This is a genomic window from Shewanella indica, assembly GCF_002836975.1.
Taxonomy (GTDB): Bacteria; Pseudomonadota; Gammaproteobacteria; order Enterobacterales; family Shewanellaceae; genus Shewanella; species Shewanella indica.
On the sequence record NZ_NIJK01000038.1, the window covers coordinates 1 to 23,260 of the forward strand.

Here is a 23,260-nt window from a genome sequence, read left to right on the forward strand (position 1 = left end):
TCCGATGACATGGGGTCATCGGATTTTGATCCTTTCAGTGAGATCGTCAAGCGATCTGTCTTAACTGATCGGCATTACGCCGCGGCGACCTTTCATTGCATTGGAATCACATCTTTAGATGGGATTAGATAAGCTATCGACAAGCTTTAACACACTGCCGAAAGCCTTGGCAGTATCAGCTGCGCTGCCGGGTTGGTTTGGGCTTGCCAGCCGCCGTCTTGTGTTTACGCACGGCGCGGCGCACCTTGGCACTGCGTACCTTGTTACGGGCCACGCTGTGTTTGTCGGCGCCCAGCATGGAGCGGGTTTCCGGATCCATGCCCGCCAGTTGGCGCAGGTAGTTGACCTGCTCCAGCGGCAGTTCGACCCAGCCGCCACGAGGCAGGCTCTTGGGCAGTTCTATCATGCCGTAACGCACCCGAATAAGGCGGCTCACCTGCACTTCCTGGGATTCCCACAGACGACGCACTTCACGGTTGCGCCCTTCGCGCAGGGTAACGTGCCACCATTGGTTGATGCCTTCGCCACCGGCGGCCTTGATGTGGTCAAACTGGGCCGGGCCATCTTCCAGCATAACGCCGCTGCGCAAACGCTGCAGCGCCGCTTCCGGCACTTCACCGAAAGTACGCACGGCGTACTCACGCTCCACTTCATTGGAGGGGTGCATCAGGCGGTTGGCCAGTTCACCGTCTGAGGTGAACAGCAACAAACCCGAGGTGTTGATATCCAAACGTCCCACTGCAACCCAGCGGCTGTCTCGGGTGCGGGGCAGACGATCGAATACTGTGGGCCGGCCTTCGGGATCTTTGCGCGAGCAGATCTCCCCTTCCGGCTTGTGGTAGGCCAGTACCCGGCAGATCACATCATCGGCAGATTTCAGCGATACCGCACGGCCATCGATACGTACCTTGGCGTCGGCTTCGATGCGATCACCCAGTTTGGCGATTTCTCCGTCAATACTCACGCGACCTGCAGCAATCCATGCCTCCATCTCACGACGGGAGCCATGGCCTGCACGGGCCAAGACTTTCTGCAATTTTTCGCTCATTCAAGTTGACTCTTCTAAGGGTTCCGGCGGTGTTTTCATCCCCGAAAATACCGCCTCTAATGATTCGGCGTCGGACAGAGGCGGCAGATCCGCTATGCTGTCCAGACCGAAGTAAGCCAGAAACTCTGTAGTGGTGGCGTATAACGAAGGCCTTCCCGGCACCTCTTTGTGCCCCACAACGCGGATCCAGCGTCTGTCTGTTAAATTCTTGATAATCTGGCTGCCGACAGCCACTCCTCTGACCAGCTCAATTTCGCCGCGGGTCACAGGCTGACGGTAGGCGATAACCGCCAGGGTTTCCAATGTTGCCCTGGAATACTTGGGCGCCTGCTCCTGCCACAGAGGTTGCAGCAAGGGGCTGAGGCTGTCGCGGGTCTGAAACCGATAACCGCCGGCAACCTTGACCAGTTGTACTCCGCGTTCCTGATAATCCAGGGTCAATTCATCCACCGCGGCGCGAATACGCTCGCGGGAGACACTGAAATCGGCCAGTACGGTTTCTCTCAGCGCCTTCAAGGTCATGGGCTTGGCCAGCACAAACAGGCTGGCTTCGATCAGTTGTTTCAGCTGAAGGTCGTTAATCTTCGCCAAGTCGGCTCCCGTCAGTACGCCTTGAGATAAATTCGCGATAAAGGTTCGGCCTGGATCAGTTCCACCAACAGTTCCTTTACCAATTCCATCAACGCCAGAAAGCTGACCACCACTCCGGCGCGCCCCTCTTCCACCTTGAACAGGGCTTCAAAAGGGGTGTAATGCTCACTGGAGAGCATGGCCAGAATTTGGCTCATCCGCTCCCGAGTAGAAAGCTGCTCGCGCTGCACCTGGTGAGAAGTGCCGGCTTCCACCCGCTTGAGTACCTCGCCAAAGGCCCGGGCCAGTTCGGCCAAAGACACATCCGGCGGCACCAGCAAGGGCTTGATATCCGGCGCCTTGCCCGCCTTGGCCTGGAATACGTCCCGCTCGAGCCGGGGCAGTTCATCCAGCCGCACCGCCGCCTCTTTTATGGCTTCATAAGCCTTGAGTTGGCGGATCAGCACGGCTCTGGGGTCTTCCTCTTCCTCGGCTTCCAGCTCCGGCCTTGGCAACAGCAAGCGCGACTTGATTTCCGCCAATGTTGCCGCCATCACCAGATAGTCGGCCGCCAGCTCTACCCTGGCGCCCTGCAGCAGCTCGATATACTCAAGATACTGGGCGGTGATCCTGTGGATGGGCAGGTCTACCACATCCATTTTTTGCTTGCGGATCAGGTACAAAAGCAAGTCGAGCGGCCCTTCAAACGCCTCAAGAAACACCTCAAGCGCCTCGGGAGGAATAAAGAGATCGGCAGGCAGCTCTCTAAGCGCCTCACCCCGCACTACGGCAAGCGGCAGACTCTGTTGAACGCCTTCACTCAAGCCGTTTTCTCTCCTCTGGCAGCATCCTTAAGGCGGCATAGGCCGACCAAACGCGCGATTATACCTTTATTGAGCGGTTAAAGAAATGGGCTGATATCGCCACTGCCTTCACGGACTATGACCATTTCGCCTTCAGACATGTCTATCACTGTGGTGGGCTTTTCGCCCAGGTAACCGCCGTGGAGAATGGCATCTACCTGATGTTCGAGAATATCGCGGATATGCTCGGGATCCGACTCGGTAAAGTCGTTGCCGGGCAGAATAAGACTGGTGGACATCAAGGGTTCACCCAGAGCTTCCAGCAGCGCCAGGGCGATAACATTGTTCGGCACCCGAATGCCTATGGTGCGTTTCTTTTCGTTCTGCAGCCTTCTTGGCACTTCTTTGGTGGCCTTGAAGATGAAGGTGTAACAACCCGGTGTGTTGTTCTTCAGAATGCGAAACGCCTGGTTATCGACTCTGGCATAGGTCGACAGTTCAGATAAGTCGCGGCACATCAGCGAAAAGTTATGATCATTGTCTATCTGGCGAATTCTGGCGATACGGCTCATGGCGTCTTTATCGCCAATCATACAACCCAGCGCATAGCCGGAATCTGTGGGGTAAACTATGACCCCGCCGCTTTTCAGAATGCTCACCGCCTGGCTTATCAGACGGGTTTGAGGATTCACCTCATGTACGTAGAAAAATTGACTCATTTAGTTATTGTCCATTGCTTGCATTGCCAGACCCAGTTCAATCCCTGGGGCCGATACAGATTCTTGCCCAGTTCCAGCCAGCGGCCGGGAAAGTGGAAATCGGATCCCACCGAGGCGTAGAGGCCGTTGAGAGTGGCCAGCGCCCCTAAATTATTTCTGTCGTCTGTGGTTTGCTGCCCGAGCACCACCTCCATGGCATCGCCACCGGCGGCCTTGAATTCGCGCACCAGGCGTTTGAGCCACTTGGCCGACAGTTGATAGCCACTGGGGTGGGCCAACACGGCCACTCCACCTGCGTTGTGGATCACCTCTATGGCCGTCGCCATCTCACCCCAGTTGTTGGGCACATAGCCTGTTTTGCCACGGCCGAGAAACTTCTTGAACACGCTGGCGCTATCCGGCGCGTGCCCCTGCTCGGCCAGGAAACGGGCGTAATGGCCACGGCTCAGCGCCGCATCACCGGCGAGCGCCCTGGCGCCTTCGTATGCCCCTGGAATACCGGCCTTTTCAAGCCTTGCGCCTATCTCGCGAGCCCGCTCTTCCCTGAGCTCACGTTGACGCTCGAGAAAGACAAGCAGGTTTTCGTCGTGGCGGTCGATATCCAGCGCCACGATATGAATATCATAGGCGTGCCAACGGGTAGAGATCTCAACCCCGTCTACCAGGGTCAAAGGCGCGCTCTGCCCGGCATTGAAGGCATGGGCCTCATCCAGCCCGGCGACTGTGTCATGATCGGTAATCGCCAGCAGCTCAACCCCCTTTTCCAGGGCGCGTTCGAGCAGCAAAGACGGTGTCAGTTGGCCATCTGAGGCTGTGGTATGGCTGTGAAGATCGGCCAAAGTATTTTCAGTTATCATAGCGCTATTGTACTTGGTTTTGTTGGCAAAATGCGATTTATCTCCGCTGGGCGACGGCAAATTGGCAGAAATTTGCATAAATTAAAAATATTCAATTGACATTGGCGGGCAGCTGGGTTTTTCTATAGGTCAAACGTCGAGAGGACAAATTTTCAATGACACACTTCAACGCTTCACTCAACATCATCTGGTGGTGGCACTTCCCTTAACGCGGGTAGTGTGAAGCGCTGTGCACGATTGAAAATAACGCAGCCAAATTCAACAAAGAGCCCGCAAGAGATTGCGGGCTTTTTTGTGCTTAACGGTCAGGAAAACCCCGCAGCCAGGCTAAACAGCGGAACAACAGGAAGGACAGATGAACAGAATCGAGCCAATCGCCAGAGTACACCGCCAGACGCGGTCACTGCCCTATTACGACGATCCCCTGAAACTGTATCAGCAACTGACGCGGGACAAGCCTCACAGCATGTTGCTGGAGTCGGCCGAAATCGACAGCAAGGATCACCTGAAAAGCATTATCCTCAGCCACGCGGCGCTGGCCATTCGCTGTGACGGGTCGACCTTGAGCTTCGAGGCTTTGACAGACAACGGCGCCGGACTGCTGCCCGCGATTCACGACTTCTTTAACTCGCGCGGTGAGGTCAGCCTGGAGCAGCAGAGCCTCAAGGTCGTGCTGCGCCCCATCACTGCCGAGCTGGATGAAGATGCCAGACTCAAGGCAGGCTCGCCGCTCGATGGCCTGAGATTACTGCAGCAGGGTCTGATTGATGAAAAAGAGAGCCAGTTTGAAACCGGATTTCTGGGCGGCGTTTTGGGGTACGACCTTATCGCCAGCACAGAGCCGCTGCCAAGCGTAAGCCAGGGCGCCAACCACTGCCCCGACTATCTGTTTTATCTGGCTGAAACCCTGATAACAGTAGATCACCAAAAGGGCTGCGCCGAAGCCGTGGTGATGGAGTTTAATGGTAACAGCGAGGTGCAAGCCGAGCTTGGCGCCAGACTGGATGCCATAGAAACCAACTGCCAGCTGCTGGAAGATGTTGCCCCTTTAAGCGGCGTACATGCCGAGGCCAGCGTCAATATCAGTGACGCCGATTTTTGCCGCCAGGTGAGCCGCCTCAAGGAGCATATCTGCGCCGGTGATATATTTCAGGTTGTGCCATCACGCAGTTTCAGCCTGCCCTGCCCCAATACTCTGGGCGCCTATAGGGCACTGAGACTGACCAACCCCAGCCCCTATATGTTTTACCTGCGCAGCGCCGACTTCACCCTGTTTGGCGCCTCTCCGGAAAGCGCCCTCAAGTATGAAGCCAAGGGCAATCAGGTTGAGGTTTACCCCATCGCCGGTACCCGCAAACGCGGCAAGACCCCAGATGGCGAGATAGATTTCGATCTCGACAGCCGCATAGAGCTGGAGCTAAGACTGGACAAGAAAGAGTTGTCGGAGCACATCATGTTGGTGGACTTGGCCCGCAACGATATCGCCCGCATCAGCCAGAGTGGCAGTCGTAAAGTGGCCGAGCTGCTGAAGGTAGACAGATACTCCCATGTGATGCATCTGGTCAGCCGGGTAACCGGGCAGCTTAGGGAAAATCTCGACGCCCTGCACGCCTATCAGGCCTGCATGAACATGGGCACCCTGGTGGGCGCCCCCAAGGTGCGCGCCGCCCAACTCATTCGTGAAACCGAGCAGCAGCGCCGCGGCAGCTATGGCGGCGCCGTGGGTTATCTCAACGCCCTCGGTGATATGGACACCTGCATAGTGATCCGCTCCGCCTTCGTCAGCGAAGGCATGGCGCACATCCAGGCCGGGGCCGGAGTGGTCTATGATTCAGATCCCCAGGCCGAGGCCGACGAAACCGCGCAAAAGGCGCAGGCAGTGATCAGTGCAATCAAGATGGGAGGTGGCCTGTGAAACTCTATCTATTGGATAACTTCGACTCCTTCACCTACAACCTGGTGGATCAGTTCCGCAGCCTGGGCTTTGAAGTGCTGGTGTACCGCAATAATGTCAGTGCCCAGTTGCTCGCCGAGCGGATGCTGGCGGAGCCGGGTCAGGCGGCGCTTATTTTGTCTCCCGGCCCGGGCGCCCCCGGAGAAGCCGGTTGCATGATGGAACTTATTGCGCTGCTGGCCGGCAAACTGCCGATTCTTGGTATCTGCCTTGGTCACCAGGCCCTGGTTGAACATTACGGCGGCAAGGTTGAGCGTGCCCCCCAAGTGGTACACGGTAAGGCCAGCCCGGTAGAGCACAACTGCGATGGCCTGTTTGCCAACCTGCCATCCCCCTTGCCCGTGGCCCGCTATCATTCGCTGGTAGCAACCAAGGTGCCCGACTGCCTGGAGGTGATTGCCACCACCGAAGGCATGCCTATGGCCATCAGCCATCGCTGTGATGCCGCCGTCGGTTTCCAGTTCCACCCCGAATCGATTCTCACCACCCTTGGCAGCACCTTGCTGGTGCAAACACTGCAATACCTGACCATGAGCCGCGAGGAAACCTGCCATGACTGAACTGCAACCTCTGTTCGACCGCCTGTACCGGGGCGAGTCTTTGAGCCGTAGCCAGGCCGCCAGCCTGTTTGCCGAGCTTATCGACGGCAAGCTCAGTGAAAGCCAGATGGCAGCCATGCTGATCGCGCTCAAGCTCAAGGGCGAAACCATAGACGAGATCAGCGGCGCCGCCGATGCCCTGCTGGCCGCCGCCAAGCCGTTTCCGCACCAATGCCAAAGGGTAGTGGATATTGTCGGCACTGGCGGTGACGGCCACAACACCATCAATATCTCTACCACGGCCGCCTTTGTTGCCGCCGCAGCCGGAGTCAATGTTGCCAAACACGGCAACCGCGGGGTGTCCAGTAAGTCGGGCTCTTCCGATCTACTGGCACAGTTCGGCATAGACTTGACCATGTCGCCCGAGTGCGCCGCCAAACACCTTGCAGACAACGGCCTGTGTTTTCTGTTTGCACCCCATTATCACGGTGGAGTGCGGCACGCTGTACCTGTGCGCCAGGCGCTCAAGACCCGCACCCTGTTCAATGTACTCGGCCCGCTGATTAATCCGGCTCGCCCCGACTACATGCTGCTCGGGGTCTACAGCCCAAGCTTGGTTCGCCCCATCGCCGAAGTGTTGCGGGCCCTTGGCGTCAAAGGCGCCATGGTCGTTCACGGCAGCGGCCTGGATGAAGTGGCGCTGCACGGCGCAACCCAGGTGGCTGAACTCAAAGGTGCAGAGATAGTGGAATATTGCCTCACCCCAGAAGACTTTGGCGTGCCGCAGGCGACGCTGGCCGAGCTGGAAGGCGGCACCCCGGCAGAAAACGCCCTTATTACCCAAGCGCTGTTTGCCGGTAAAGGTAGTGCCGCCCAGCGTCACGCCGTGGCTATCAATGCCGCCTGCGTGCTCTATCTCGCCGGCAAGGCTGACAATCTCAGGCAGGCCACCCAACTGGCACTGGCCACCCTGGATGATGGCCGCGCCTGCGCCAAACTCAATGCCCTGGCGGACAAGGCCCACCAAACCCAGACTGAAGACAATGACGCCAACTCACCACAACCCAGCAAGGCAGGAGCCATATCATGAGTAACGTGCTTGAGCGTATCGTCGCCACCAAGCAGCAGCATATTGAAGCCCTCAAGCTGCGTTTTCCCGAAGATAGCCTGACGCCCAAGACGTCGGATCGCAGCCTGTATCTGGCACTCAGTGCAAAAGGCGCCGGCTTTATTCTGGAATGCAAGAAGGCCAGCCCCTCCAAAGGGCTTATCCGCAAAGACTTCGATCCGGTTGCCATTGCCGATGTTTACAGCCGCTACGCCTCCGCGGTGTCGGTACTGACTGACGAAGCCTTCTTTCAGGGTGACTTTCGTTATTTGCCCAAGGTGCGCGCCAGAATCAAACAGCCGGTATTGTGCAAAGACTTTTTTGTTTCGCCTTATCAGGTTAAGTTAGCGGCCCATCAGGGCGCCGATGCCATCTTGCTGATGCTGTCGGTACTCAGCGATGAGCAGTATCGATTGCTGGCGAGCGAAGCCGAACAATATGCCCTCGACACCCTCACGGAAGTTTCCAACGAGCAAGAGCTCAAGCGGGCGCTGGCTCTGGGCGCGCCGATTATTGGCATCAACAACCGCAACCTCAGGGATCTGAGTACAGATCTGGCGATGACAGAATACTTAGCCCCCAAGATCCCCGAGGGGACACTGATCATCAGCGAATCCGGGATCTACAGCCGTGAGGATGTGCGCCGCCTCAGCCCGCTGGTCGACGGCTTTTTGGTGGGCAGCTCGCTGATGGCCGAGGCCGATTTGGATCTGGCCTGTCGCCGCCTTATCTATGGCAACAACAAGGTGTGTGGCCTGACCCGGGAGCAGGATCTGCTGGATGCGGCAAAATCCGGCGCCGTCTACGGCGGCCTCATCTTCGCCGCCAAGTCCCCCCGTTGTGTCAGCCGCGCCCACGCCGCCGAGCTGTGCCGTTACAACGCCGAGCAGCCACGTAAACTGGCGATGGTGGGGGTATTTGTCAATGAATCACCGGCTAAGATGGCCGAGCTGGCCAATGAACTGAAACTGAGCGCGCTGCAGCTTCATGGCAGTGAATCAAGCGAAGATATTACCAAGCTCAAGCAGCTGCTTGAGCAAAATGGGCACCAGGCCGAGATCTGGAAGGCTGTTCCGGTCAATGTCGACGGCGGCGAGCTGCCAGCCTTGCCGGAAGGCGCCGACCGCTATCTCTATGACAGTAAAAGCGGCGACAACTTTGGCGGTACCGGCAAACATTTCGATTGGCAGCAAGGGCTCGCCCAGCGCGAGCGCGCCATGCTTGCCGGTGGCCTGGGTCCGGAAAACGCCGCCTTGGCTGCCACCCAGGGCTTTTTCGGGCTGGACTTTAACTCAGGGGTGGAAAGCACCCCCGGCATCAAAGACAGAGCAGCACTGCAGGCGGTGTTTAAGCAGCTCAAAGCCTGACAAGAACAACAGTATTCGCCTGTCAGACAGGCGCAACAAGTATCCTAAGGAAAGCAGTATGAGCGAGTTAAAACTCAACCCTTATTTCGGGGAATACGGCGGCATGTATGTGCCGCAGATTTTGATGCCGGCGCTGAAGCAGTTGGAAAGTGCCTTTGTCGAGGCCCAGAATGATCCCGCCTTTCAGGCCGAGTTCACCGAGCTTTTGAAAAACTATGCCGGGCGTCCCACCGCCTTGACCCTGACCCGTAACCTGTCGCCCAATGACAAGGTGAAAATCTACCTCAAGCGGGAAGATCTGCTGCACGGCGGCGCCCACAAGACCAACCAGGTGCTGGGACAGGCGCTGCTGGCCAAGCGTATGGGTAAAAACGAGATCATCGCCGAAACCGGCGCCGGTCAACACGGGGTGGCCACCGCCCTGGCCTGCGCCCTGCTGGGCCTTAAGTGTAAAATTTACATGGGCGCCAAAGATGTGGAGCGCCAAAGCCCCAATGTGTTCCGCATGCGTTTGATGGGCGCCGAGGTCATTCCTGTCACCTCAGGCTCGGCCACTCTCAAAGATGCCTGCAACGAGGCGATGCGCGACTGGTCCGGCAGCTATGACAAGGCGCACTACCTGCTGGGTACCGCCGCCGGGCCTCACCCTTTCCCTACCATAGTCAGGGAGTTCCAGCGCATGATAGGCGCCGAAACCAAGGCGCAGATCCTCGAGCGTGAAGGCCGACTGCCGGACGCCGTCATTGCCTGTGTCGGCGGCGGCTCCAACGCCATAGGTATGTTCGCCGACTTCATAGATGAAGCCTCGGTGCGCCTCATAGGGGTCGAGCCGGCCGGGAAAGGCATAGATACGCCGATGCACGGCGCGCCGCTGCGGCACGGTAAGACAGGCATCTTTTTTGGCATGAAGGCGCCCTTGATGCAGGACAGCAACGGCCAGATAGAAGAGTCTTACTCCATCTCTGCCGGGTTGGACTTCCCCTCTGTGGGACCGCAACACGCCCACCTCAACGCCACCGGACGCGCCACCTATGAGTCGGCCACCGATGAGGAGGCGCTGGAGGCCTTCCAGTTACTGGCCCGCTGCGAAGGGATTATTCCGGCGCTGGAGTCGGCCCACGCGCTGGCCTATGCCATCAGGCTGGCCAAAGAGTGCCGCGAAGAAACCATACTGGTGGTTAACCTCTCCGGCCGCGGCGATAAAGACATATTTACCGTTTCCGATATCCTGGCAGAGCGCCAGGCTGCATCTGCGCAGTCAGATAAATCACAGGAGTCACAGGCATGAGTACACGTTATCAAACCACTTTTGCCCGGCTGCAGGCCGAAGGTCGCGGCGCCTTTGTTCCCTTTGTGACACTGGGCGATCCAAGCCCTGAGCTGTCGCTGCAGATTATCGACACCCTGATTGCCCACGGTGCCGACGCCCTTGAGCTGGGCTTCCCCTTTTCCGATCCGTTGGCCGATGGCCCGGTGATCCAGGGCGCCAACTTACGGGCGCTGGCGGCAGGTACCACGCCGGCCAAGTGCTTCGAGCTTATCGCCGAGGTACGCGGCCGTCATCCCGAGTTGCCCATCGGCCTGCTGTTGTACGCCAATCTGGTGTACGCCAACGGCATCGACAACTTCTATCGCCACGCCGCCGAGGCCGGGGTCGATTCAGTGCTGATAGCCGACGTGCCGGTTGAGGAAGCCGCGCCTTTTATAGAAGCCGCCAAGGCCCATGCCATAGCGCCTATCTTTATTGCGCCGCCCAATGCCGATGATGATACTCTCAAGGCGGTGAGTGAAGCCGCTGAAGGCTACACCTATCTGCTGTCCCGCGCCGGGGTAACTGGCGCCGACAATAAGGCCGGTATGCCGGTGGATGAGGTACTGGCCAAGCTTAAAGCCTTCGATGCGCCGCCTCCACTGTTGGGGTTCGGTATCGCCGAGCCGGCTCAGGTCAGCGCCGCAATTGCCGCCGGCGCCGCCGGTGCCATCTCGGGCTCTGCCGTGGTCAGGATCATTGAGCAACACCAAAATGCCCCCGATATGCTACTGAGCACTCTGGCCGACTTTACCCGTGCCATGAAGGACGCCAGCTAAGGGAGGACTTATTCGCCCCTCCCTCTTTAATCCTCGAGCCAGGGTATTCCCTGGCTTTTTTATGTCACGCACAACCCAATACACTCATTTACACTTGATTTTCAATCGAGCAACGGGATATCTTCAAATGTCATCTTTTGTAAGATAAGTAAAATAAAAGAGTCATTTTTTTAACACCTTAGAGTGCTTGGTCTCACACTGTTTCTTAAAGTTATAGGTTAAGCACTCTATTAATGCTCCCAAACCTTGGGAAGGTGCAGGGCCAAAGTATCAATATAAAATGTGAACATTAGCCCATAAAAAAATATTCACACTAAATAAACTTACGTTGCAAAATGTAACCAATAAATTAAGGAACACAAAAATGAAACGCAGTTTATTTACTGCCGGTACACTCGCTTTAGCTCTAGGTGGATGCGCAACCCAATCTCCACAAGTTGAGTCCCAGGAAAGCCCTCACTCTCAACAAGCTCAAATTGAAGCACAAAAAGCAGCCATGGAGGCATCGGTTACCAATCCCATCCTAAAACGTAAATTAGCTCTTGGCCGAATTACTAATGAAACCATCTACGGCAAAAGCCTTTTGCGAGATGACAAAGGCGATGTACTTGGTAAGCAAGTAACCGACATGTTATCAAAAGCTCTGACAGAGTCAGGCCAATATCTCGTATTTGAACGTCCAGATATTGAGCGCCTTAAAGATGAGGCAAAGCTTACTGGACAAAAGCTAAACCTAGTAGGTGTTGATACTTTAATAATCGGCTCTCTCACTGAGTTTGGCCGTAAAACAGAAGGAAAAAGTGGATTCCTTTCTTCCACTAAAAAACAAGTCGCCTTTGCTAAAGTTGACTTACGCTTAGTCGATAGCAAAACTGGGCTGGTTTACCATTCTCTATCAGGAGCTGGGGAAAGTAGTTCTGAGGCCGCTTCGGTTGCAGGCTTTGGTTCTAAAGCTGCTTACGATGGAACACTCAATGATGCTGCGATATCTAACGCGATATCAGATGCTATCAGCAAATTGACCGCCGAAATGCAAACCCGTCCTTGGCAAACCGACATTCTAGCTGTTGAAGACGGGATGATTTACATCAGTGGCGGTAAGTCACAAGGTATAAAACAAGGAATGAGTTTTAATATCGAAACTCAGGGAAAAGTCGTCAAGTCCAAACAAACTGGTTTCGATATTACATTACCTGGAAAGAAAGTCGCTACTGTTTCAGTAATACAGCTTTTTGGCGACAATGAAACAAACGAAGGCGCAATAACCAGTATTTCCAGCGGTTCAATTGATGGTCTTAAATACACAGAACTTAATGTGGTGGAGGCGAAACAATGAAGTTAAAATTAGCCCTGATACTGAGTGTGTTATCCCTCAATGTAGGTTGTGTACAAATGCCAACCACTACTAGTTCAACTGTAGACAATCGTCCTCAAATTGTATTTAAAGTAAGCGATACTTCTGATGTAGAAGGAATGCGTGTAATCGTTGACGGACTCGACAATGGCCCTGTCGCACCATTCACTAATGGTACTCAAGCTTTGCGTATTCTTCCTGGTACTCACATTATTGAGATCCTGAATGGTGATACTGTTATTTCATCGCAGAAAATCTATGTATCCGATGGCGTGACAAAAGAGGTCTTGATCAAATGAACCGTATCAAACTTGGCCTATGTGTATTGGTAATGCTTGGCTTAGCTGGCTGTAAATCGACAACTTTATATAACTGGGGAGTTTATGATGAAGGCCTGTACGAATACTATCACGATCCCGTCGCAGCTAAGGAGTTCCCTATAGCACTTGAAGGTCACCTGAAACAAATTGAAGATAATAAACAACGACCAGCACCTGGGTTATATGCTGAAGTCGGAACTTTCAAGCTCAAATCAGGTGATATAACCGGAGCAATATCCTTTTATGAAAAAGAAGCGAACACATGGCCGGAAAGCGCAGCCTTAATGAAGACTCTAGTGCAAAACCTTCAACGTCAAAACGGTAATAAGCAATGAAATTTATCAAATTAACTTTTTCAGTTGCGTTAGTTGCCTTACTTTCCGCATGTCAAGCAACGACAGCTCCACGTCAAACTGGTTTTGAAGAACACAATCCAAGCTCAATTCTGATACTCCCAGTCATAAACCACAGCGTTGATGTCGATGCGCCGCTTGCGGTGTATAGCTCTTTACCTGTAATGCTTGCAGAGAAAGGTTACTATGTCTATCCATCAAATACAGTGAAGACAATCCTTGAATATGAAGGTCTTTACGAGCCTCAAGAGATACATCAGCTACCCGTGACCTCTTTGGTACAAATGTTTGGTGCAGATGTGGTTCTGTATGTCACGATAGAGCGGTGGGATACCACATATATGCTTATTTCAAGTACGACAGAAGTAGAGTTTACATACGCATTCAAAAACAAAACCGGGGATACGATTTGGCAAACCTCAAAAAAAATGCAATATACGCCCCAAAATAGTTCTACCGGTAACCCGTTGGCCGATCTCATAGGGGCTGTCATCACAGCAACAATTAACCGCGCGGCTCCCGATTATATGCCTCTGACCCGGATGGCTAACTACCAGGTTTTCTATAGCGATCAATCGACCTACTTACCTAATGGTCCATACAAACCCAAAGAGATTAAGTAGCTCAAAAAATCAGTTAAGCTTTTTTCTTGCTCAAGCCAGGGTATTCCCTGGCTTTTTTAGGCATCGCAAACGACAAAAGCCTAAGCTGGTTTCAATCCGGGGCGTTTTCTGAACCATGCAAACCTTGTCGAGAGCTCTGCACCACAGCCGGAACAGTATTAAACAAACATCTGAATTTTATTAGATTTTTACGCATTTCCGCCCAAACAATGGATACTTTACGATATTAATTGAGCGAATTTCTCAACTGAGTCTTTGGGGAGATGATTAAGTCAGAGAAAATGATTAATTGGAAGCAAGCTGCTTCCGGTTTCATCCAAGCAACCAAGATGGAAGACTATTTCAGAGCAAGGTACTCACTGATAAAAAGGCCATCTTTGCAGATGGCCCTTTATGAAATATTTACAGTTAAAAAAGCTTACTTATAAAAGGCTTCTACTGTGCCTTTGATGGTCATCAACAAGGGCTGGCCACGGCGGTCGAGCGCTTTGTGAGAAGCGACTTTAATCCAGCCTTCGCTAATACAGTACTCTTCCACGTCATTGCGCTCTTTGCCATTGATGCGAATGCCCACATCGAACTCAAACACTTCAGCCACATGGTGTGGGCTGCGTGGGTTGATAGAAAGGCGATCCGGCAGAGCAGGTGGTACTTTGGTATCGGTCATAATCTTCATCTTGGGTAAATAAAACTCGCGATATTGTAGGCAATCCCCCAATCCACCTCAATAGTGGCGAATAGCTTTATCCACACGGATTATACCCTTTTTATCAATCCAATCAGCCAATTTGGTTGTTTGGCCATGAGCTAAACTTTATCTGACTCTATAGCACGCCCGTTGATAAGCGAATCAATAGAGTCAGGTTCCAAAAAATTAACTGCGTATGCAACGAGCCGGCAGCTTAAGTTGGGTATTCGGCCAAATACCTCATCCTCAAACCCAATGGAAATGGCATTTGGGAAAAATCCAGCAAAAAACGGCGCAAAGCCAAAACCTGCGCCGATTTCATGGGATGGGTTATCCCCCTATGACTTGTTTACATCAGCCGTCAGCGATTACTGCAAATCGAACCTATCCAGCTCCATCACCTTGGTCCAGGCTTTGGCAAAGTCCTCAACGAAGCGGGTCTTGCCATCGTCTGCGGCATACACTTCAGCAACGGCTCTGAGTTCTGAATGGGAACCAAACACCAAGTCGACAGGCGTAGCCGTCCATTTGAGTTTGCCGGACTGACGATCAAGCCCCTGATAGAGACCTGGCTCCTCGCCCTTTTCCCAACGAGTAGACATATCCAGCAGGTTAACGAAGAAATCGTTACTGAGCTTGCCGGGGCTTTGGGTGAACACCCCATGCTTACTACCGCCACTATTGGTATCCAGCACTCTGAGACCGCCAACCAATACCGTCATTTCAGGAACCGTCAGGTTAAGAAAGTTCGCCTTTTCAATCAGAGCTTCGGCCGGTGATGCCGGGCTTTGATCACTGAAATAGTTTCTGAAACCATCGGCCTTGGGCTCTAGCACGGCAAAGGAGTTCACATCCGTTTGGGCCTGAGTCGCGTCCATCCGCCCGGGATGGAAGGCAAGATTGACTTTAACCCCAGCATCGGCTGCGGCTTTTTCTATGGCGACACTGCCGCCCAATACAATGAGATCAGCCAGCGACACCTTTTTACCGTCCTTGGCTTTCTTATTGAAATCCTTTTTGATTTTCTCAAGCTTACCAATGACTTTCGCCAATGCCTTGGGATCATTAGCCGCCCAATCGCTCTGGGGCTTCAGGGCGATTCTGGCACCATTGGCGCCGCCACGCATATCTGTGCCACGAAAAGATGACGCCGCGGCCCAGGCGGTTTTCACCAGTTCAGGCACGCTGAGGCCTGAATCCAAAATAGCCGCTTTCAGTTGTTTGGTATCGGCCGCGTCGATCAGTTGATGATCGATGGCTGGGATAGGGTCTTGCCAGATCAGATCTTCATAAGGCGCATCTTTACCCAGGTAGCGGCTCTTCGGCCCCATATCTCTATGAGTCAACTTGAACCAAGCCTTGGCGAAGGCCAGCTCAAACTCGGCCGGATTATTGAGGAAACGGGTCGTGATCTCGCGGTAAATAGGGTCTTCCTTCAGCGCGATATCACTGGTGAACATGATAGGAGCATGACGCTTGTCGGGAATATGGGCATCTGGCACCAAATTGGCGGCCTTGCCATCGGCAGGGATCCATTGAATGTGGCCGGCCGGACTCTTGGTTTGTACCCAATCGAAAGTATAGAGCCAGGTTAAGTATTCCATGGTCCACTTGGTGGGATTGGAAGACCAGGCGCCTTCCAGGCCGCTGGAAACCGTATCTTCCGAGTGACCTTTACCGCAGCGGTTTTTCCAGCCAAGGCCCTGCTCCTCTATTCCGGCGGCAGCGGGTTCTGCGCCGACACACTTGGCTGGGTCATGGGCGCCATGAGCCTTACCGAAGGTGTGACCACCGGCGATCAGCGCCACGGTTTCTTCATCATTCATGGCCATACGGCCAAAGGTATCGCGTATTTCCTGGGCAGATGCCAAGGGATCGGGCACGCCATTTGGACCTTCCGGGTTCACATAGATGAGTCCCATCTGGGTGGCTCCCAAAGGTTTTGCCAACTCACCTTTTTCATTGTGGCGTTTATTGTCGAGCCACTGTTTCTCGGCGCCCCAATTAACCTTCTCGGCTTCCCAGTCATCAGTGCGGCCACCGGCAAAACCGAAGGTCTTAAAGCCCATGGACTCCAGGGATACGTTACCGGCCAGTACCATGAGATCGGCCCAGGAGATCTGGCTGCCATACTTTTGCTTAATTGGCCAAAGTAAGCGGCGAGCCTTGTCGAGACTGACGTTATCAGGCCAACTGTTGAGAGGCTCAAAACGTTGCTGACCACCACTGGCACCGCCGCGACCGTCAAAGATGCGATAAACACCGGCACTGTGCCAGGCCATACGGATAAAGAAAGGGCCATAGTGACCATAGTCGGCAGGCCACCAGTCCAGGGAAGTGGTCAACGTGGTTTTGATGTCGGCTTTAACGGCGTCCAAATCCAAAGAGCCAAAAGCCTTGGCATAGTCGTAATCGGTGCCGTAGGGATTGGATTCAACGCCGTGCTGACGCAGTGGCGATAGATCCAGTTGCTGCGGCCACCAGTAGGCGTTGGTTGTTGCGGCCTGAGGCTGAGCGGCCGATGGCGACTGCGCCGCTTGGGTACTGGCTGCGCCAAATACCATGGCAACAGACAGCGCCACCGCGGTCAAAGATGGGATACTTAATTTCATGTTGGAAGTCCTCTTCCTTGGTGAAGGGGGTGGGATAAGCCACTCCCCCGATTCAAGTGCCGCGAATGCCGGCGCCTTTGGTTAGCGCGCCTTAACAAACGGGCACAGTTAAGCAGTGACGGATACGGCCTGTCGCTGCTTATTCCAAGGTAGTGAGGAAACCTATTCGCAACTAACGATTAAATCAGATTATTGTAATCTAAAAAGAAGCGAATACTAATTTAGGGGGCGGCATTCTGTAGTTGTCCAACCATTTTCTAAGCCAAAGATTGGAAGTCAGTGGTTGCTATCAAATGTTCGTTTTCAAGCCCAGTGTTGAGCGCTAAAGGGCTTGGCCTGTCTGTCTTTGGCTGAGAGTAATGGCTCACCCAGTGCGGTATTCAGCGGCCAGTCTATCGCTAAGTCAGCATCGTTCCAGACAATGGCACCTTCATCGCCGGGCTGATAATAATCACTGCACTTGTATATCACCTCGGCCGGTCCCTTGGTCACGTAAAAACCATGGGCAAAACCCGGTGGGATCCACAGCTGACAGCGGTTCTGTGCCGATAAATGCAAACCGTGCCACTGCCCAAAGGTGGGAGATTGGGGACGAATATCGACGGCGACATCGTATATCTCACCGCTGATAACCCGAATTAGCTTACCTTGGGGATATTGGCGCTGAAAATGAAGCCCCCTAAGCACGCCCGTGCCAGAACAGCTGTGATTCTCCTGCACCAGAGCAACTGGAGCTTGGCCGCTATCCATCAAGGCTTTTTCAAAGACAGAGGCTCGAAAGCACTCCATAAAATAGCCCCGATTATCATTGAAGATCTCGGGCGTAAACAATATCAGGCCGGATAAAGGGAGAGATTGAGCTTTCATCAAGAGACACAAAAAACGGTAATTGGAGGGATTGTAGCAGGAGTCGCAGTCATAGGACGATAGCCTTTCGATTGCATCGCGTAAACAAGCCGGTTACGTGACTGAATAGGCTCTGAACCATAACCCAGATGGTGTGACAAAAGCCTTACACCCGGCAAATCAGCTGTGCTAGCCTGAAGGCCAACTTAGGTAACTTAAGGGAATAAACCATGAACAAGTCCACTATTTTTGCGCTGCTGATGACAAGTGGTATGGCGCTGGGTCTGGCTGCTTGCCAAGATCAGGACAGCCAATCTCCAGGGACAAACGGCCCAGCAGAAACCGCTACGGCCCCAGCTGAACAAACAGCCCAAATACCTATGGGTGATACCAGTCAAAACTCGCTGGACTGGGACGGAAGCTATAAAGGACTGCTTCCCTGCGCAGATTGCTCAGGAATAGAAACTACGCTAACGCTCAAAGAAGATAACAGCTATCGCCTGCAGCAAGTGTATCAAGGTAAGGACGAGAGCATATTCAGCGAAACCGGCAAGTTCACCTGGGATGCCAGCGGCAGCAAAATCACCCTGGAGGATGGCAGTAAATATCTGGTAGGGGAAAATCAGCTGTTTATGCTGGACAGAGAAGGCAACCGCATCACCGGCAGCCTGGCTGATAACTACAGGTTAAATAAAGAGAACTAAATACGCCGCATGAACACTGCAAAATGATGAGATAAATCCATAGCGCGTTTCAGATCTGCAGCGCGCTATGGCTCTTTTATTAATAAAAGGCTTTATACCAATCGGCAAAGGCTTTGACCCCTTCACGGATCCCAACTCTAGGCTTATAAGCCACGGCACTATATAGATCTTCGGTATCAGCCCAAGTGGCCTGGACATCACCATCTTGCATAGGCAGCATAATTTTTTCGGCTTTTTGCCCGAGCGCAGCTTCAAGCTCACTGATAAAATCCAATAAGCGAACCGGGCTGCCATTACCTATGTTATAAACACGATATGGCGCACTGCTGGTTGCCGGGGTCCCCTGTTCTACCGTCCAATCACTCTGCCGCGTAGGCACTTTATCTGCCACTCTGATGATGCCTTCGACGATATCATCGATAAAGGTAAAATCGCGGCTCATATTCCCCTGATTGAACACATTGATAGGCCTGCCAGAGGTAATGGCATCTGCGAACAGCATAGGCGCCATATCCGGGCGTCCCCATGGGCCATAGACAGTGAAAAACCTCAGTCCTGTTGCGGGTAAGCCATAAAGGTGCGCATAGCTATGTGCCATCATCTCATTAGCTTTCTTGGTCGCCGCGTAAAAAGACACCGGATGGTCGACCGAATCAGTCGTCGCGAACGGCATCTTCTTGTTGAGACCATAAACCGAGCTGGAAGAGGCATATACCAGATGTTCTATGCCATGATGACGGCAGCCTTCCAATATAGTAAGCATACCGATAATATTGCTGTCCGCATAAGCATAAGGGTTTTCAATTGAATAGCGAACACCGGCCTGAGCCCCCAAATGGATGACCCGCTTAAAACCACCTTTGGCAAAGAGTTCAGCCATGGCCTCCCTGTCGGCCAAATCAAGCTTTTGAAATTGGAAATGGTTAAAATCAGCCAGCTTTTGCAATCTGGCCTGTTTTAAACTGATATCGTAGTAATCATTGAGATTATCGATACCCACAACTTCGAATCCCGCTTCACACAAACGTTCGCAAACACGGGCACCGATGAAACCGGCTGCGCCGGTAACCAAATATTTCATACCGATCTTCTCATTTAACTTTCCGTTTACGCAAGCCGCTTTCAATCATTACCAAACAGATCCCGGGTATAAACTTTATCCGCAACATCTTTTAGTTCATCAACCATACGGTTCGAAATAATGACATCTGAAACTTTTTTAAATTCAGTAACATCGCGTATCACTCTAGAGCGGAAAAACTCATCACTTTCCAGCACAGGTTCATACACCACCACTTCAATCCCTTTGGCCTTAATTCGTTTCATCACGCCTTGCACTGCCGAAGCGCGGAAATTATCAGATCCGGACTTCATGATCAGTCGGTATACGCCAACTACTTTGGGTCTTTTGGCAATGACGGAATCGGCAATAAAGTCCTTACGGGTTCGGTTGGCATCAACAATTGCCGCTATCAGGTTGTTGGGAACCTGGTTGTAGTTAGCCAGTAGTTGTTTGGTATCTTTAGGCAAACAGTAGCCACCGTAACCAAATGAAGGATTGTTATAATGACCGCCAATACGGGGATCCAAACACACCCCCTCTATTATCTGCCTTGTATCCAGCCCATTGGTTTCCGCATAAGAGTCAAGTTCGTTGAAATATGCGACTCGCATAGCTAAATATGTATTGGCAAAAAGCTTAATGGCTTCAGCCTCTGTACTGCCGGTAAAGAGCACGGGAATATCTGGCTTTAACGCTGCTTCAGCAAGCAATTGAGCAAATCGCTCGGCTCTCTCTGAGCGTTCACCAACAATGATTCGAGAAGGATAAAGGTTATCGTACAAAGCCTTACCTTCTCGCAAAAACTCAGGTGAGAATATGATATTGGCCGTACCATGCCTGTTTCGCAATGCTCTGGTAAAACCGACAGGTACTGTAGATTTGATGATGATACAAGCGGCAGAATTAACCGCTATCACATCTTTTGCCACGGCTTCTACTGTGCTGGTGTCGAAGTAATTGGTCTTGGGATCGTAATCCGTTGGCGTAGCAATAATCACATAATCTGCGCCCCGATAGACAGCTTTATCCATTGTTGCTGTTAGCTTTAACCTGTGGCTGGCTAAGTGTTGCTCAATAAGTTCATCGGCAATAGGCGAGCGGCCTGCATTCACCATTGCCACTCTTTCTGATGAGACGTCCAACGCCCACACCTGATTATGTTGTGCCAGCAAAACTGCATTTGACAGGCCAACATAACCGGTTCCAACAACTACTATCTTCATTTTTTTCCCCCACTGCTTACGCTGTACGCTAACTTAACACAGTGATGAAACCAGAGATATACGCCAGTTTAGCCCCCAAAGAGGATTAGATTGTTGGTTGCTTTGCTAATTATTGACAAACGCCGTCCACTGAGGCCATAGCACAGCAGGGAGAACCGAACCATAGCGCAGTAATGAGCACGTACTTTGCCATAACGAGAAGAAAAATCTCCCAATTACAGGGTTGGAGCTTAAAGCACGGAACTCATCATTGTTGTCAGTATGTAAAAACTGCTCAGACCGAAGACAAAGCTTTCATGCAGTTGTTTCAGCGCAGCGGCAACTCGACATCCGCAAACATCTGCTCTATCAGCTGTGCATCACGCAATGCCACCGCCTTCTCCACAACATCTCGGGTCAGGTGCGGCGCAAACCGCTCAATAAAATCATACATGTAGCTACGCAGGAAACTGCCCTTTCTAAAACCTATCTTGGTGGTACTGTGGGCAAACAGATGACTGGCGTCTATGGCGACCAGATCCTTATCGATTACAGGATCAATCGCCATGGAAGCTATCACTCCTACGCCGAGCCCCAATCTGACATAAGTCTTGAGCACATCGGCACTTGTGGCACTGAAGACGACCCTGGGCTCAAGCCCGGCACCATGGAAACCCCGCTCAATTTCCGAGGCCTTATCAAAACCGAACACATAAGTGACCAGGGGGAAGCGCGCCAACTCTTCAATGCTAATCTGACTGCGGCTGGCCAGCGGGTGATCCCGAGAAACCACCACAGAGCGATTCCAGTGATAACACGGCAGCATGATGAGATCGGAATAGAGATGCATCGCCTCGGTGGCGATAGCAAAATCGGCGTCACCTCGGGCGGCGGCTTCGCTTATCTGCGATGGCGTACCTTGATGCATATGCAGATTTACCTTGGGATAACGCTCAATAAACTGCCGGATAATCTGTGGCAAAGCGTAGCGGGCTTGGGTATCTGTGGTGGCAATGTTCAGTTCCCCCTGATCGGGCTTGGTGTATTCTTCGGCCACCTTCTTGATACTTTCGACTTTACCAAGGATGTCGTTGGCAATTTTGATAACCTGCTCGCCGGCCGGAGTCACATGGGTCAAGTGTTTGCCACTACGACCGAAGATCTGGATCCCCAGTTCATCCTCCAGCATACGTACCTGCTTACTGATCCCTGGCTGGGAGGTATAAAGGTTTTCGGCGGTCGCGGAAACATTGAGGTTATGATTGACCACTTCTGCAATATATCTGAGCTGTTGCAGTTTCATCTTTAGATCCTTGAACTTCGGCCCCATTCAGGAGCAGAATTGAGTGTTGGAATACCGGACATCTATAATTAATGGTTATAGTATAAAGCAATAACTAAATCAAACAGGAATATAGCCGCGAATGCGAGCTATCTTCAGGACAGATACCTGGTGCTGGGCTAAGATAACTAGGCTAGTTTATTGATTTATTGTAGCATTAACAGAATGATAAAATTTACGGACAGGCTATGGCATTTACTCTTGTACTGCTGCTGATAGGTGCGCTTCTTCTGCTGGTTATCGGTATCAATGTTATTCAGCAACAAAAAGAGCGAGTCGAGGCCGAACGTCGTACTGAGTTGGCTCGTCAGCGAGCGATTTTGGACGAAACTGAAGAAGTTCTCTCCAATACCGGTATGTTTCCCTGCTCTTCACAAATCGTTTTGGTTCTCTACAAGCGCATTCAGGATGCCGCAAGAATTGCCGTTACCCTGAGTAAGGCCAACCAGAAGAGTGACTATGAACGGCGGCTAACCGACCTTGACGCGCTGATCACCAATCTGCAAAACAGTCCCCAACAAACACCTGCGATAGAGAGTTTTCGTCTGCCGGACAATGACCGTCAGGTATTGGTGCTGGTGCAGACTTTGAAAAAACTCAAGGCGATTTTGCGTGCCGAGCATAATAAGGGCAAAGTCGACCCTACTGTTTTTTCCACTGAAGAAGGCCGTATCGACAGCCTGCAACTCAGGATCAATGTCGAAAGTATGCTATCCCGCGCCCGCGCCGCCAGTTATATGAAACAATACGGTTCATCGAGGCAAATGGTGACCAAGGCCCTCGGCACCTTGCATACCATCAAGGCGCAAACCCCGAACGATCCTTTCATTGCCCGCAAAGTGGATGAAGCCAAGCAACTGCTCGATGAAATCATGGGGGCGCAAAAGATGGCTCAGCCCAGTGCTCCAAAACCTAAAAGCGATGAAGATGATATCGATGTGTTGTTCCAGCCTAAGAAAAAATGGTAAGCCGCCAACTGACCTAAAGTAGCTTCAGACAAACAAAGTTCAAAAAGCACCTTCAGGGTGCTTTTGGCTTAATCCAGTCCAATCAAGTCTCTATTAACCCAATCCCCTCTCAGCCAAATCCATCTTGAATAG

The 23,260-nt window shown here is 52.5% G+C and carries 23 protein-coding genes; 12 read left to right on the forward strand and 11 right to left on the reverse strand.

Features of this window, described 5'->3' with window-relative positions:
- Positions 1 to 175: 175 nt before the first annotated feature.
- The 5 genes from rluB to rnm all read right to left on the reverse strand — a co-directional run bounded on the left by rluB (position 176) and on the right by rnm (position 3,997).
- Positions 176 to 1,048, reverse strand: coding sequence for a 23S rRNA pseudouridine(2605) synthase RluB (gene rluB, locus CX650_RS12385; protein ID WP_025010665.1), 873 nt, complete (start codon positions 1,046 to 1,048; stop codon positions 176 to 178).
- Positions 1,049 to 1,639 (reverse strand): SMC-Scp complex subunit ScpB, encoded by a 591-nt coding sequence (scpB, locus tag CX650_RS12390; RefSeq protein ID WP_025010666.1) that lies wholly within the window; start codon positions 1,637 to 1,639, stop codon positions 1,049 to 1,051.
- Positions 1,640 to 1,650: 11 nt separating this feature from the next.
- Positions 1,651 to 2,442, reverse strand: a complete 792-nt coding sequence (locus tag CX650_RS12395; protein WP_025010667.1) for a segregation and condensation protein A — start codon at positions 2,440 to 2,442, stop codon at positions 1,651 to 1,653.
- Between the two features lie 77 nt (positions 2,443 to 2,519).
- A complete protein-coding gene (locus tag CX650_RS12400) occupies positions 2,520 to 3,140 on the reverse strand; it encodes an L-threonylcarbamoyladenylate synthase (RefSeq protein WP_025010668.1) in 621 nt (206 codons plus the stop codon).
- On the reverse strand, positions 3,137 to 3,997 hold the full coding sequence (gene rnm, locus CX650_RS12405; RefSeq protein ID WP_028780247.1) for an RNase RNM: 861 nt from the start codon (positions 3,995 to 3,997) through the stop codon (positions 3,137 to 3,139). Before rnm ends, CX650_RS12400 begins: the two co-directional genes overlap by 4 nt.
- A 355-nt stretch (positions 3,998 to 4,352) precedes the next feature.
- Here rnm and CX650_RS12410 point away from each other — a divergent pair, with 355 nt between their 5' ends.
- The 10 genes from CX650_RS12410 (at position 4,353) to CX650_RS12455 (ending at position 13,703) form a co-directional block, all read left to right on the forward strand.
- Positions 4,353 to 5,912, forward strand: coding sequence for an anthranilate synthase component 1 (locus CX650_RS12410; protein ID WP_101095982.1), 1,560 nt, complete (start codon positions 4,353 to 4,355; stop codon positions 5,910 to 5,912).
- Entirely contained in the window at positions 5,909 to 6,511 is a 603-nt protein-coding gene (locus CX650_RS12415; RefSeq protein ID WP_071477071.1) for an aminodeoxychorismate/anthranilate synthase component II, read from the forward strand. Before CX650_RS12410 ends, CX650_RS12415 begins: the two co-directional genes overlap by 4 nt.
- On the forward strand, positions 6,504 to 7,580 hold the full coding sequence (gene trpD, locus CX650_RS12420) for an anthranilate phosphoribosyltransferase (RefSeq protein ID WP_101095983.1): 1,077 nt from the start codon (positions 6,504 to 6,506) through the stop codon (positions 7,578 to 7,580). The genes CX650_RS12415 and trpD overlap by 8 nt, the downstream gene beginning before the upstream one ends.
- Complete coding sequence (trpCF, locus tag CX650_RS12425) at positions 7,577 to 8,965, forward strand: bifunctional indole-3-glycerol-phosphate synthase TrpC/phosphoribosylanthranilate isomerase TrpF (protein ID WP_101095984.1); 1,389 nt, start codon at positions 7,577 to 7,579, stop codon at positions 8,963 to 8,965. The genes trpD and trpCF overlap by 4 nt, the downstream gene beginning before the upstream one ends.
- 58 nt (positions 8,966 to 9,023) lie before the next feature.
- Positions 9,024 to 10,253, forward strand: coding sequence for a tryptophan synthase subunit beta (gene trpB, locus CX650_RS12430; RefSeq protein ID WP_101095985.1), 1,230 nt, complete (start codon positions 9,024 to 9,026; stop codon positions 10,251 to 10,253).
- Positions 10,250 to 11,053, forward strand: coding sequence for a tryptophan synthase subunit alpha (gene trpA / locus CX650_RS12435; protein WP_101095986.1), 804 nt, complete (start codon positions 10,250 to 10,252; stop codon positions 11,051 to 11,053). The genes trpB and trpA overlap by 4 nt, the downstream gene beginning before the upstream one ends.
- 364 nt (positions 11,054 to 11,417) lie before the next feature.
- Entirely contained in the window at positions 11,418 to 12,389 is a 972-nt protein-coding gene (locus CX650_RS12440) for a CsgG/HfaB family protein (protein WP_101095987.1), read from the forward strand.
- On the forward strand, positions 12,386 to 12,706 hold the full coding sequence (locus CX650_RS12445) for a hypothetical protein (protein WP_071477076.1): 321 nt from the start codon (positions 12,386 to 12,388) through the stop codon (positions 12,704 to 12,706). The genes CX650_RS12440 and CX650_RS12445 overlap by 4 nt, the downstream gene beginning before the upstream one ends.
- Complete coding sequence (locus CX650_RS12450) at positions 12,703 to 13,062, forward strand: DUF4810 domain-containing protein (RefSeq protein ID WP_101095988.1); 360 nt, start codon at positions 12,703 to 12,705, stop codon at positions 13,060 to 13,062. The genes CX650_RS12445 and CX650_RS12450 overlap by 4 nt, the downstream gene beginning before the upstream one ends.
- Complete coding sequence (locus CX650_RS12455; protein WP_101095989.1) at positions 13,059 to 13,703, forward strand: DUF799 domain-containing protein; 645 nt, start codon at positions 13,059 to 13,061, stop codon at positions 13,701 to 13,703. The genes CX650_RS12450 and CX650_RS12455 overlap by 4 nt, the downstream gene beginning before the upstream one ends.
- Before the next feature lie 418 nt (positions 13,704 to 14,121).
- Here the strand turns inward: CX650_RS12455 and CX650_RS12460 are convergent, their stop codons facing one another.
- The 3 genes from CX650_RS12460 to rfbC form a co-directional block, all read right to left on the reverse strand.
- Positions 14,122 to 14,370 (reverse strand): DUF3297 family protein, encoded by a 249-nt coding sequence (locus CX650_RS12460; protein WP_025011888.1) that lies wholly within the window; start codon positions 14,368 to 14,370, stop codon positions 14,122 to 14,124.
- A 389-nt stretch (positions 14,371 to 14,759) separates the two neighbouring features.
- A complete protein-coding gene (katG, locus tag CX650_RS12465; protein ID WP_101095990.1) occupies positions 14,760 to 17,003 on the reverse strand; it encodes a catalase/peroxidase HPI in 2,244 nt (747 codons plus the stop codon).
- A 303-nt stretch (positions 17,004 to 17,306) separates the two neighbouring features.
- Positions 17,307 to 17,870: a dTDP-4-dehydrorhamnose 3,5-epimerase gene (gene rfbC / locus CX650_RS12470; protein WP_101095991.1), complete on the reverse strand. Its 564-nt coding sequence runs from the start codon at positions 17,868 to 17,870 to the stop codon at positions 17,307 to 17,309.
- Positions 17,871 to 18,079: 209 nt separating this feature from the next.
- Between rfbC and CX650_RS12475 the strand changes: the two genes are divergently transcribed.
- Positions 18,080 to 18,553 (forward strand): copper resistance protein NlpE, encoded by a 474-nt coding sequence (locus CX650_RS12475; RefSeq protein WP_226565708.1) that lies wholly within the window; start codon positions 18,080 to 18,082, stop codon positions 18,551 to 18,553.
- Positions 18,554 to 18,632: 79 nt separating this feature from the next.
- Here CX650_RS12475 and CX650_RS12480 read toward each other — a convergent pair whose 3' ends face one another.
- The 3 genes from CX650_RS12480 to cysB form a co-directional block, all read right to left on the reverse strand.
- Entirely contained in the window at positions 18,633 to 19,634 is a 1,002-nt protein-coding gene (locus tag CX650_RS12480) for an NAD-dependent epimerase (protein ID WP_101095992.1), read from the reverse strand.
- Positions 19,635 to 19,675: 41 nt separating this feature from the next.
- On the reverse strand, positions 19,676 to 20,839 hold the full coding sequence (locus tag CX650_RS12485) for a nucleotide sugar dehydrogenase (RefSeq protein WP_101095993.1): 1,164 nt from the start codon (positions 20,837 to 20,839) through the stop codon (positions 19,676 to 19,678).
- 307 nt (positions 20,840 to 21,146) lie between these two features.
- The gene (gene cysB / locus CX650_RS12490; protein ID WP_025011034.1) at positions 21,147 to 22,121 is read right to left on the reverse strand and encodes an HTH-type transcriptional regulator CysB; all 975 of its coding nucleotides are present in this window, start codon (positions 22,119 to 22,121) and stop codon (positions 21,147 to 21,149) included.
- 227 nt (positions 22,122 to 22,348) lie between these two features.
- On the opposite strand from cysB, the gene CX650_RS12495 reads away from it, so the two are divergent.
- Positions 22,349 to 23,128: a hypothetical protein gene (locus tag CX650_RS12495; RefSeq protein ID WP_101056191.1), complete on the forward strand. Its 780-nt coding sequence runs from the start codon at positions 22,349 to 22,351 to the stop codon at positions 23,126 to 23,128.
- The last annotated feature ends 132 nt before the right edge of the window (positions 23,129 to 23,260 follow it).

Coding starts and splice junctions, on each gene's coding strand:
- rluB (WP_025010665.1), bottom strand. CDS start 1,048: ATGAGCGAAAAATTGCAGAAAGTCTTGGCCCGTGCAGGCCATGGCTCC.
- CX650_RS12400 (WP_025010668.1), bottom strand. CDS start 3,140: ATGAGTCAATTTTTCTACGTACATGAGGTGAATCCTCAAACCCGTCTG.
- rnm (WP_028780247.1), bottom strand. CDS start 3,997: ATGATAACTGAAAATACTTTGGCCGATCTTCACAGCCATACCACAGCC.
- CX650_RS12410 (WP_101095982.1), top strand. CDS start 4,353: ATGAACAGAATCGAGCCAATCGCCAGAGTACACCGCCAGACGCGGTCA.
- trpD (WP_101095983.1), top strand. CDS start 6,504: ATGACTGAACTGCAACCTCTGTTCGACCGCCTGTACCGGGGCGAGTCT.
- trpCF (WP_101095984.1), top strand. CDS start 7,577: ATGAGTAACGTGCTTGAGCGTATCGTCGCCACCAAGCAGCAGCATATT.
- trpB (WP_101095985.1), top strand. CDS start 9,024: ATGAGCGAGTTAAAACTCAACCCTTATTTCGGGGAATACGGCGGCATG.
- trpA (WP_101095986.1), top strand. CDS start 10,250: ATGAGTACACGTTATCAAACCACTTTTGCCCGGCTGCAGGCCGAAGGT.
- CX650_RS12440 (WP_101095987.1), top strand. CDS start 11,418: ATGAAACGCAGTTTATTTACTGCCGGTACACTCGCTTTAGCTCTAGGT.
- CX650_RS12445 (WP_071477076.1), top strand. CDS start 12,386: ATGAAGTTAAAATTAGCCCTGATACTGAGTGTGTTATCCCTCAATGTA.
- CX650_RS12450 (WP_101095988.1), top strand. CDS start 12,703: ATGAACCGTATCAAACTTGGCCTATGTGTATTGGTAATGCTTGGCTTA.
- CX650_RS12455 (WP_101095989.1), top strand. CDS start 13,059: ATGAAATTTATCAAATTAACTTTTTCAGTTGCGTTAGTTGCCTTACTT.
- CX650_RS12460 (WP_025011888.1), bottom strand. CDS start 14,370: ATGACCGATACCAAAGTACCACCTGCTCTGCCGGATCGCCTTTCTATC.
- katG (WP_101095990.1), bottom strand. CDS start 17,003: ATGAAATTAAGTATCCCATCTTTGACCGCGGTGGCGCTGTCTGTTGCC.
- rfbC (WP_101095991.1), bottom strand. CDS start 17,870: ATGAAAGCTCAATCTCTCCCTTTATCCGGCCTGATATTGTTTACGCCC.
- CX650_RS12475 (WP_226565708.1), top strand. CDS start 18,080: ATGAACAAGTCCACTATTTTTGCGCTGCTGATGACAAGTGGTATGGCG.
- CX650_RS12480 (WP_101095992.1), bottom strand. CDS start 19,634: ATGAAATATTTGGTTACCGGCGCAGCCGGTTTCATCGGTGCCCGTGTT.
- CX650_RS12485 (WP_101095993.1), bottom strand. CDS start 20,839: ATGAAGATAGTAGTTGTTGGAACCGGTTATGTTGGCCTGTCAAATGCA.
- cysB (WP_025011034.1), bottom strand. CDS start 22,121: ATGAAACTGCAACAGCTCAGATATATTGCAGAAGTGGTCAATCATAAC.
- CX650_RS12495 (WP_101056191.1), top strand. CDS start 22,349: ATGGCATTTACTCTTGTACTGCTGCTGATAGGTGCGCTTCTTCTGCTG.